Here is a 9,409-nt window from a genome sequence, read left to right on the forward strand (position 1 = left end):
CCAAGTTAGCGCCCATGCCGGGCGCACCAAAAGGCGGTTTGGACATTCTGTCCAAACCGCCTTTCCTTTACATAGAATAACTATTTTACGTCCTTATTCGGTTTGAATGATACTTCTGCAGGTAAAATTTGGTTTAATACGATACCAACGATTGCTGATAAAGCAGTTCCTGAGAACGTAAGGTAACCTAAATCTATAACAGCACCACCTAAACCAATAACTAACATAGCTGAAGCAATAATTAAATTACGTACTTGATTGAAATCAAGTTGCTCCTCAATCATTACTTTTAAACCATTACTTGCGATAATACCATATAGCAAAATAGACATTCCACCAATAACCGCATTAGGTATAGTAGAAATCAAAGCAGTGAATTTTCCTAAGAAAGCTAGAATAATGGCAATAATTGCCGCATTCCGAATAACTGACACTGATGCAACCCTAGTTAGACCAATTACACCAGTATTTTCACCGTAAGTTGTATTTGCGGGACCGCCAATGAAGGCTGATACAGCTGTTGCTACCCCATCACCAATTAACGTTCTACTTAAACCAGGATTTTTGATGAAATTACGTCCAACAATTTTACCTAATACTGTATGGTCCCCAATATGTTCAGAGATCGTAACCAAAATGATCGGCACAATTGCCCAAGTCTCTGGACCGAAGTATAAGTTGTAAGATTCAAAGTGATTTGTTTTAAATGGCAAATAAATATCAGGTAATTCAAACCAATTTGCTTCTATAACAGGCGTAAAATCAACGATTCCTAGTAGTAAAGCAACTATATAACCACCAATAATTCCTACTAAGAAAGGAATTACCTTAAAGAAACCTTTAGCTCTTGTTTGGACAATCGCTGTAATTAAGAAAGTAGCTATAGCAACTACAATACTTCTGATATCACCATCTTCAACAAAGCCCGCATTCGTTACTGCACTAGAAGATAGACCCAATCCAATAACCATAATCATAGGACCGATTACGATTGGCGGTAATAGTCTATCAATCCAATTAGTCCCAGTAAAATGAATGACAAGCGCCACTATAACATAGGTAATCCCTGAAATTATCACGCCAGTTTGTGCAGCTGAAATATCTCCACCCATTTGTTGAATCGCAACCTGCATAGCTGTGATATAAGCAAATGAAGAGCCCAAATATACAGGTACTTTAGCTTTCGTAGCAACTTGATAAATTAAAGTACCAATTCCGCTCGCAAAAAGAGCAACAGATACAGGCATTCCTAAAAGAATCGGCACCAATACTGTTGCTCCAAACATTGCAAATACATGTTGAAAACTCAATAATAAACCTTTCGCGAACGATGGTTTTTCTTCTACATCTAATAAAAGTGGTTTCGCTTTAATTGCCATAACTCACATCTCCCTCAAATTTGTTTTCCCTTATTTTCCCAAAAAAATAAGGCCATTCGCAAATTGACCTAAGAACACAATTGTTATTATGTGATCACATCTCGAATCTGCTCTCAATGTTTCACAGGATTTTATGCTTCTATCATTCTATAGGACTAAGGCAATTAAAGTCAATATTTTTTACGTTTTTTTTGATAAAGATGAACATTCTCTATGAAATATGATTTATAAGTAAATAAAAAAAGAAAGGAAATATATCCCTTCTCTTTTTAAAACATTTTTTGTTTAATTTCATTTAATTTTAGTAAGCCATCACTACATTTGATTTGGTGCTTCTACACCAAGAATAGCTAGCCCAGACTCTAATACTTTTGTAAGCGCATAAACTAATGCTAAACGTGATTGTAAGTGTTCATCTTCAACTAAAATACGTGTGTGTGCATAGTATTTATTGAATTGTTGAGATAAGGCTAACAAGTATTTAGCAATAACAGATGGTTCATACTTTTCATATGCACTAGCAACAATATCAGGGTAACGGTTCAATTCTTTCAATACTTGGAAAGCTTCGTCGCTATCTAAATTGAAGTTAGCTATTTGCGAGATTTCAGCAGGATCAAAGTTGCCTTTACGTAAAATTGAGTGGGCACGAGCATTCGCATATTGAACATATGGACCAGTTTCTCCTTCGAATTGGACAACTTCTTCTAAATTAAAATCAAAATTATTTAGGCGATCATTTTTAAGGTCATGGAAAATTACTGCACCAACACCAACTTGATGTGCAACCTCTTCTTTATTTTCCAGATTAGGGTTTTTCTCATTAATTTGTTTGAAAGCTAAATCAATAGCATCATTTAATACATCTTCCAATAAAACAACATTACCTTTACGTGTAGATAATTTTTTCCCATTTTGTGTAATTAAGCCAAATGGAATGTGATTAATATCAGTTGCCCAATCGTAGCCCATTAATTCTAAGACTGCTTTTAATTGTTTGAAATGATTACTTTGTTCATTTCCTACAACATAGAGTGATTGATCAAAATTATATGTATCTTTACGGTATAAGGCTGTCGCTAAATCACGGGTGATATATAAAGTAGCCCCATCAGATTTTTTAATTAAAGCAGGGTTCAAATTATAAGCCTCTAGATCAACGATAGTTGCGCCACGGTCTACTTTTAACAAGCCTTTTTTATTTAACTCTTCAATAACAGCTGGCATTTTATCAGAGTAAAAAGCTTCTCCATTATATGAATCAAATTGGATACCCAAAATATCATATACACGTTGGAATTCTTTTAAGGACTCTTCTTTAAACCATTTCCATAATTCATACGCTTCTGGATCGCCGTCTTCCAATTTTTTAAACCATAGACGTCCTTCATCTTCAAGACTTTCATCTTGTTCAGCTTCTTCATGGAATTTAACATAATATTTTAATAATTCTTTAATTGGATTTTGGCGCACAGCTTCTTCTGAACCCCATTTTTTATAACCCACAATCAATTTACCAAATTGTGTACCCCAATCACCTAAGTGGTTTATTCGTACCGGGTTAAAGCCCACTTTTTCCGTGATATTGGCAATAGCATTACCAATAACTGTTGAACGTAAGTGCCCCATTGACATTGGTTTAGCTATATTTGGACTGGACATATCAATGGTAATATTTTCCCCATGGCCAATTGTGAGTTCACCATAATGATTCCCCGCTTCATAAATTTCTGTCAGAATAGCTTGAGTTATCAATGTTTGATTAAGGAAAAAGTTGATGTATGGTCCAACAGCTTCAACGTGATCAATAATGTCACCTGTCATTTGTGTCGCTAAGTCTTGTGCAATGGCTTGCGGTGCTTTTCGTAATGTTTTAGCAAAAACGAAACATGGAAAAGCAATATCCCCATGTCCTTCATGTTTTGGTACTTCTAGCAGATTTTGAATTTGGTCTAAGGTCAGCTCAGTTTCAATATTTGACTTGATGACTTGGGCTACTTGATTTTTTAAGTCCATTAAGTGTTCTCCTCTCGAAAAATAAGACAAATCATCAACTTAGTTAGATGCTAACTTGCCTTCTATTTTCATTTATATAATTAAGTTTGCTTCATGAACCTACGTATCATAAGAGTAATTTCATACAATCTCATTCAATTCATTCAGCACATAAATTAAATACCTATCACCAGGGTTCAGGCATTTTGTAAAAACTGCTTTACAATTCATCCATTGTATCACTTTTTCGCTAGATATAAAAGACTGTTCCTATGTAAAACGCCTTTATCATCTTCATTTTATCATGATTCTTGCAGCTACAGCAAAATATATATCACTTAATGTTACAATCCCATTATCAACAAGAAGCAAGGATAAAAATATCTCAGCCTCTCATAGCAATATGAAAACGTTTATCATCGGGTTTCAAAAGTCAGCATTGTTTGATACTTCCGAAAATGCGCCAATTCTAAACGACTGTTATCTCACCTTCTATAAACCAAGTTCAATCTCTATGCATTCAATTTTTCTACTTCTCTAATAGCATCTTCCACCATCTTGCGGTCAATAGGGAAAGGTGAGGTTTCAATATGGTCTAATGTAAAAGCCTTATCTAAAACTATTCTTAAATCTTCATCACTTTCAATACTTAATGATTTTAATGAGGTTGGCAATCCTACAGAGATCATGAAGTCGCGAATCGCTTTAAGTTGATCAAATTGTTTAGCCAACTGTAAGACAATTAATACCCCATAAGAAACAATTTCACCATGCAAATGATTCTTACCTTGTGGTAATACTGTTACACCATAGTAGAATGAATGTGCGAAATGACCATTATAGTCGTGATCTACCAGAACTGAAGTATATGAAGTTGTCCCAAGAATTTCAAATAAAATATTATCAATTGCTAGAGACTCCTTATGCGCTTTAGCAGCTTCAATAGCGGCTAAACCATTTTCCATGATACGTTGATTAGTGCCTTGAACGATATGAACGCCTAGCGTATTTTTGTAGGCTAACTCTCTACCTTCGGCTGAAAAAGTGGCTTCAACTTCCTTAGAAATCGCATCTCCAATACCTGCCCAAATATACTTCTCAGGTGCTTGTGCAATGATAGTTGAATCTGCAAACGAATGCACTGCTGGCATATCAAGTCTATAGGAACCCGCAGATTCATGATTATCATGGTATAAGACACATACAGCTGATGTTGGCGCACAATTCGAAGCGATTGTTGGGAAAGTAAAAACTGGTTTATCTAGTTTATCAGCGACTGTTTTTCCTGTATCAATGGCGCGACCACCACCTATCGCAAAAATCATATCTGCTGCCTGAACTTGTTCTAAACTTACTAAATGTTCGATATTACTATACGATGCTTCACCACCATACCATTCAATCGCTGTAATGGTTAAACCACACTTCTCAATCTCCGGTTGTAAACGTGGTAAACTTTTTTCTAAGGCAGTTTTACCTCCTATGATGGCGACTTTTTCACCAATAAAACCTGTATATTTTTTTATTTCTTGATAGGCATCCGGTCCTATAGTAAAACTGGGTAAGTTAACGGACAAACTCATCTTTAATTCCCACTTTCTTTAGGATATTACAATCAATATACCATTCAACTTCGCAATTAGCGAAGTTTCTAGCTTGAATTTCAACACTTATTTACGATCACTTTTAATTCTTTTCATATATCAATGAGTATAAGTAGTCTAAGTTGACCCTCCTCCTATCTTTGTTGGTATAATAGGTAGAAATCAAAGTTTGGAGTGACAGTATGAATAATAAGATATCCACTTATAAACGCATTATCGGCGTTACTGGGAACCATAACGCCCTTGATCATGATTGGGATGAATTTATGCGTGACTATAGTCCGCATGGTTATAGTAAATCATTAACTATGGCGGGCCATATGCCAATTATTATCCCATTACAAGAAGACTTAGCCTTGGCTGAACAATACGTTGCTAATCTAGATGGTTTAGTATTTACTGGGGGGCAAGACGTTTCCCCGCTATTATATGGTCGTGAACCTTCTCCAAAGTTGCAAAGTGTCTATCCGCCACGTGATCGATGGGAGCGTGCGCTATTTGAAGCAGCAACCAAGAAGAATATTCCTATCTTAGCTATTTGTCGTGGTTTCCAGTTAATTAACATTTTATTGAATGGTACCGTTTATCAAGACTTAAGTGAGTATCCTATCGGTCAAGCAAATGCTGTACAGCACATCCAGAATTGGAGTCGTATGCACTTTCCTCACCACTCTATACAATTGGAAAAAGGCTCAATTATTAGTAATCTTTTTGACAATCCTAAAACATTGCTCATCAATACTTATCACCACCAAGTAATAGAAGACTTATCGCCGTTGCTTAAGGCCACAGCTTGGGCTAATGATGGTGTAATCGAAGCTTATGAAGTGGATAAGAGCAAATCAACATACAATATATTAGGGATACAGTGGCATCCAGAAATGATGACAGATAATGAAGATGCGAATATGCTACCTATATTCAAGTGGTTCCACAATTTTTAGTTGTTTAAATCGCTTTCTTTTTATAGTATATTAATTTAGAGTGTAATAGATTTAAAATTAAACTATAACAGAATATGGGAGGATTTTTATGAAATTTGGTAAATTATTATGGGTTTTATTAATACCCTTTCTAGTAGCATGTGGTATGACCAACTATTCGGAAAGTGCAAACAATGATGACCCTACTACAAGCCAAACTACAAGTGAAGTAAATAATAATGATGAAGTAGTCAATTTAAAAGTCGGTGTTGTATCTTCTATCACTGAAGATATTTGGACACCTGTTGCTGAGCGTTTGGCTGAAAATGGGAGTAATATCAACCTAGATGTAGTCCTTTTTAGCGATTTTACTGCTGCTAATACCGCGTTAGCTGAAGGCGAGATTGACTTAAATAACTTCCAATACATTCCCTTTATGTATACTTTCAACCAAGAACAAAATAGTAATATTCGTCCTATCGCCTTCTCACGTGCTTCTCTATTAGGGCAATTTGCTAGTGATGATTCAGTAAAAACGGTTGACGATATACCTGAGCATGCTGAGATTGGATTAAACGATGATGCTGTTAGTATAGGTTATATTTTCAACTTTCTAGATGCCATTGGTTTAATTACTCTAGATGATAGTGCAGGAACTTTCCCCACTGAAGCAGATATCATTAGTAATCCAAAAAAAAACCAATTCACTTATATGCCAGCTGCTCAATTACCACGGTCATTAGTTGATTTAGATTTAGCTGTTTCATCAGCTTCTTACTTTGTAGATGCTGGCTTAACTGCTGATGATGCGATTGCTTTGGAAGACCCTGAGCAAACACCACCCGAGTATTTCTTATCTATCGCTGTTAGAGGTGATGAACTAGAAGATCCAAACCTACAAACCGTTGTGAGTGCTTATATGTCACCTGAAACCGATGAATTTGCCAAAACTGTAGACACGACATATACACCAGTATGGGCACAAAATATTGATGCCAATCAAGTATATGAAAACTATGCAAAAGCGAAAGAAAATCAATAAATATATCTATATATAAAAATTCTCCTAAGTTTCATGCTATTCACATTAGACCTAGGAGGATTATTTTATATTCTTTTTTTTAAAAAAACGACTAGTCAGCACGTAGCGCTTCAGCAGCATCTTTTTTCGCTGCTATACGAGCTGGAATATGACCACCTAAAACAGTTAAAATAGTTGAGATAATTAATAAAGTCACTGCATGCACTGGGTCTAATACTGCCACATTTTTCAAGTCAGTTAATGATTCAATTAATATATTAATTGGGAACGTTAATAAGTAAGCCGTCCCAACCCCAATTAATCCAGACAAGAAACCTAAAATGAGTGTTTCCGAGTCAAATACACGCGTGATATCTTTTTTTCGAGCGCCTAGTGCCTTTAATACACCAATTTCTTTCGTACGCTCTAACACTGACGTGTATGTAATAATCCCAATCATAATCATTGAAGTCACTAATGAAATCGCAGCGAAAGCCACTAATACATATGTTGTCGCATTCATGATACCGCCAGTTAATTCTGTCACCGTGCCGGCTAAGTCTGTATATAAAACTTTCTCATCTTCTGACTTACCTTCGTTATAAGCATCCAGATATGACAGTACCTCATCTTTTGTCTCAAAGTTTTTAGGGTAAATCATAATGGATGATGGAATAGGATTCGCACCAAGCGCTGTTAGAACTTGTTCTTTACCTGCATCGTCTAGCGTTTCACCTGTTAATACTGAATGATCACTATCATTTTGTGCTTGGACAATAGCTGAATCTTGATTACTTTTAATTATTGACTCTGTTAAAGCATTCGAATAATTAATCCCCTCTGTTAAAATAGCCATCGTTGCATCCTCTTTTGGTCGGATAACAGCTGACACACGAAGGGTTTGATTGTTATCGTTATTATAGACATCATTCAAATCTTGATTAGGAATGAAAGTACCTGAAGGCAACTTTTGATAATAAGCATCATTAGCCGCAAGGACAACTTCTGTACCGATGATATCATCGAAGGCAATTTCATCACCATTTTCATAATCAAAGCCTAAATTATTCAAGGCATTGATATTGACTTTATTATACTCATCAACTACTAATACAAGATCTGTTTCTTCCGTAGGCAACTCCCCTTGAAGCACATCATAGTTTTCTGAAAAAAAGGCATTCTCATTACCTGAAGTAGCTTCTGGAAATGTAGAAGCACCCATACCAGAAGAAGTCGCATAGAAACTTTGGATGTCACTAGTAGCTGAATCTTGATCATAATTTGAGAAAGCAACTTGCTGAACTTCACCATCTACGTCACGTAGTAGATTTAACTGTGCTGAATAGGTATAGTTTAAAGCTTCAATCAATTGAGGATCAATATCATTTACGTATTGCACAAGGTCATCAGTAATATCATTCTCGTGTTGTCCAGCTGAAGCTGGATCCTCGTTAGCAATCACTATATCTTCACTTGGATATTCAGTTTCTTCCTCAGAAGACGTTGTAAAATTAGAAGTATCTTGTGCTACTTGAGAAATAGTGACTGGAAATTGCGCACTGGTTTCAGCTTGAGTAGAATCGATTTGTTTTTGAAAACCATTTGAAAGAGAGAGTACAACAGCAATTGAAATAATACCAATACTTGAAGCAAAAGACGTGATAAATGTCCGCCCTTTTTTTGTCATAATATTTTTAAAAGAGAGATTTAGCGCAGTTAAATAGGACATGCCAGTTCGACGCATATCTAAAGTAGCGCCTACATCTTCATTATCGTATGCATTGGAGTCATTGATTACTTTACCGTCTTTAAAATTGATAATACGATCCGCGTATTGGTTAGCCAACTCTCCATCATGAGTAACCATAATCACCAATTTTTCAGTAGACAAATCCTGTATCAAATCCATGATTTGTTGGCCAGTTTCAGAGTCTAGAGCTCCAGTTGGTTCATCACATAATAATACATCAGGATCATTAGCTAAAGCCCGTGCAATTGCCACACGTTGCATTTGACCTCCAGACAGTTGATTGGGTTGTTTATGTATATGATCTTCAAGGCCTACACGAATTAGCGCACGTTTAGCTTTTTCTCGTTTTTCTTCCTTTGCCACACCAGACAACGTCATCCCTAATTCAACATTACTCAATACATCTAAATGACTGATAATATTATAAGATTGGAAAATAAATCCAATTGAATTATTACGATACGCATCCCAATCTAAATCTTTAAAATTTTTAGTTGATTGGCCATTAATCACCATATCTCCCGAGTCATATCGGTCTAATCCGCCAATTACATTCAGTAATGTGGTCTTTCCGGAACCAGAGGGACCTAGTATTGCAACAAATTCTTGTTTTCTAAAAGCTAGCGAAACATCATTTAACGCATGTGTTACTGTTTCACCAACTTGATAAGTTTTCCTTAGATTCTTTAGTTCTAACATTTATTAAAACTCCTCGTATAATAAGATTAGTCTTAAAT

General features: G+C 35.8%; 6 protein-coding genes. 2 read left to right on the forward strand and 4 right to left on the reverse strand.

What is annotated here, in order from left to right:
• Positions 1 to 80: 80 nt before the first annotated feature.
• The 3 genes from HMPREF3116_RS05525 to HMPREF3116_RS05535 form a co-directional block, all read right to left on the reverse strand.
• On the reverse strand, positions 81 to 1,379 hold the full coding sequence (locus tag HMPREF3116_RS05525) for a uracil-xanthine permease family protein (RefSeq protein WP_070468192.1): 1,299 nt from the start codon (positions 1,377 to 1,379) through the stop codon (positions 81 to 83).
• Positions 1,380 to 1,694: 315 nt separating this feature from the next.
• A complete protein-coding gene (gene argS / locus HMPREF3116_RS05530; RefSeq protein WP_070468193.1) occupies positions 1,695 to 3,395 on the reverse strand; it encodes an arginine--tRNA ligase in 1,701 nt (566 codons plus the stop codon).
• Between the two features lie 491 nt (positions 3,396 to 3,886).
• Positions 3,887 to 4,957 (reverse strand): iron-containing alcohol dehydrogenase family protein, encoded by a 1,071-nt coding sequence (locus tag HMPREF3116_RS05535; RefSeq protein ID WP_070468194.1) that lies wholly within the window; start codon positions 4,955 to 4,957, stop codon positions 3,887 to 3,889.
• 203 nt (positions 4,958 to 5,160) lie between these two features.
• Here HMPREF3116_RS05535 and HMPREF3116_RS05540 point away from each other — a divergent pair, with 203 nt between their 5' ends.
• Both HMPREF3116_RS05540 and HMPREF3116_RS05545 read left to right on the forward strand, forming a co-directional pair.
• Positions 5,161 to 5,922 carry a gamma-glutamyl-gamma-aminobutyrate hydrolase family protein gene (locus HMPREF3116_RS05540; protein ID WP_070468195.1) on the forward strand — a complete coding sequence of 254 codons (762 nt, stop codon included), beginning with the start codon at positions 5,161 to 5,163 and terminating at the stop codon, positions 5,920 to 5,922.
• A gap of 88 nt (positions 5,923 to 6,010) precedes the next feature.
• Entirely contained in the window at positions 6,011 to 6,943 is a 933-nt protein-coding gene (locus tag HMPREF3116_RS05545; RefSeq protein WP_070468196.1) for a MetQ/NlpA family ABC transporter substrate-binding protein, read from the forward strand.
• Between the two features lie 91 nt (positions 6,944 to 7,034).
• Here HMPREF3116_RS05545 and HMPREF3116_RS05550 read toward each other — a convergent pair whose 3' ends face one another.
• Positions 7,035 to 9,371: an ABC transporter ATP-binding protein/permease gene (locus HMPREF3116_RS05550; protein WP_070468197.1), complete on the reverse strand. Its 2,337-nt coding sequence runs from the start codon at positions 9,369 to 9,371 to the stop codon at positions 7,035 to 7,037.
• Between the last annotated feature and the right edge of the window lie 38 nt (positions 9,372 to 9,409).

Source organism: Aerococcus sp. HMSC10H05, from assembly GCF_001806975.1.
In the GTDB taxonomy this organism is placed as follows: Bacteria; Bacillota; Bacilli; order Lactobacillales; family Aerococcaceae; genus Aerococcus; species Aerococcus viridans_B.

What these genes read in the sequence shown, in the direction of transcription:
- HMPREF3116_RS05525 (WP_070468192.1), bottom strand. Translation starts at nt 1,379, where the DNA reads ATGGCAATTAAAGCGAAACCACTTTTATTAGATGTAGAAGAAAAACCA.
- argS (WP_070468193.1), bottom strand. Translation starts at nt 3,395, where the DNA reads ATGGACTTAAAAAATCAAGTAGCCCAAGTCATCAAGTCAAATATTGAA.
- HMPREF3116_RS05535 (WP_070468194.1), bottom strand. Translation starts at nt 4,957, where the DNA reads ATGAGTTTGTCCGTTAACTTACCCAGTTTTACTATAGGACCGGATGCC.
- HMPREF3116_RS05540 (WP_070468195.1), top strand. Translation starts at nt 5,161, where the DNA reads ATGAATAATAAGATATCCACTTATAAACGCATTATCGGCGTTACTGGG.
- HMPREF3116_RS05545 (WP_070468196.1), top strand. Translation starts at nt 6,011, where the DNA reads ATGAAATTTGGTAAATTATTATGGGTTTTATTAATACCCTTTCTAGTA.
- HMPREF3116_RS05550 (WP_070468197.1), bottom strand. Translation starts at nt 9,371, where the DNA reads ATGTTAGAACTAAAGAATCTAAGGAAAACTTATCAAGTTGGTGAAACA.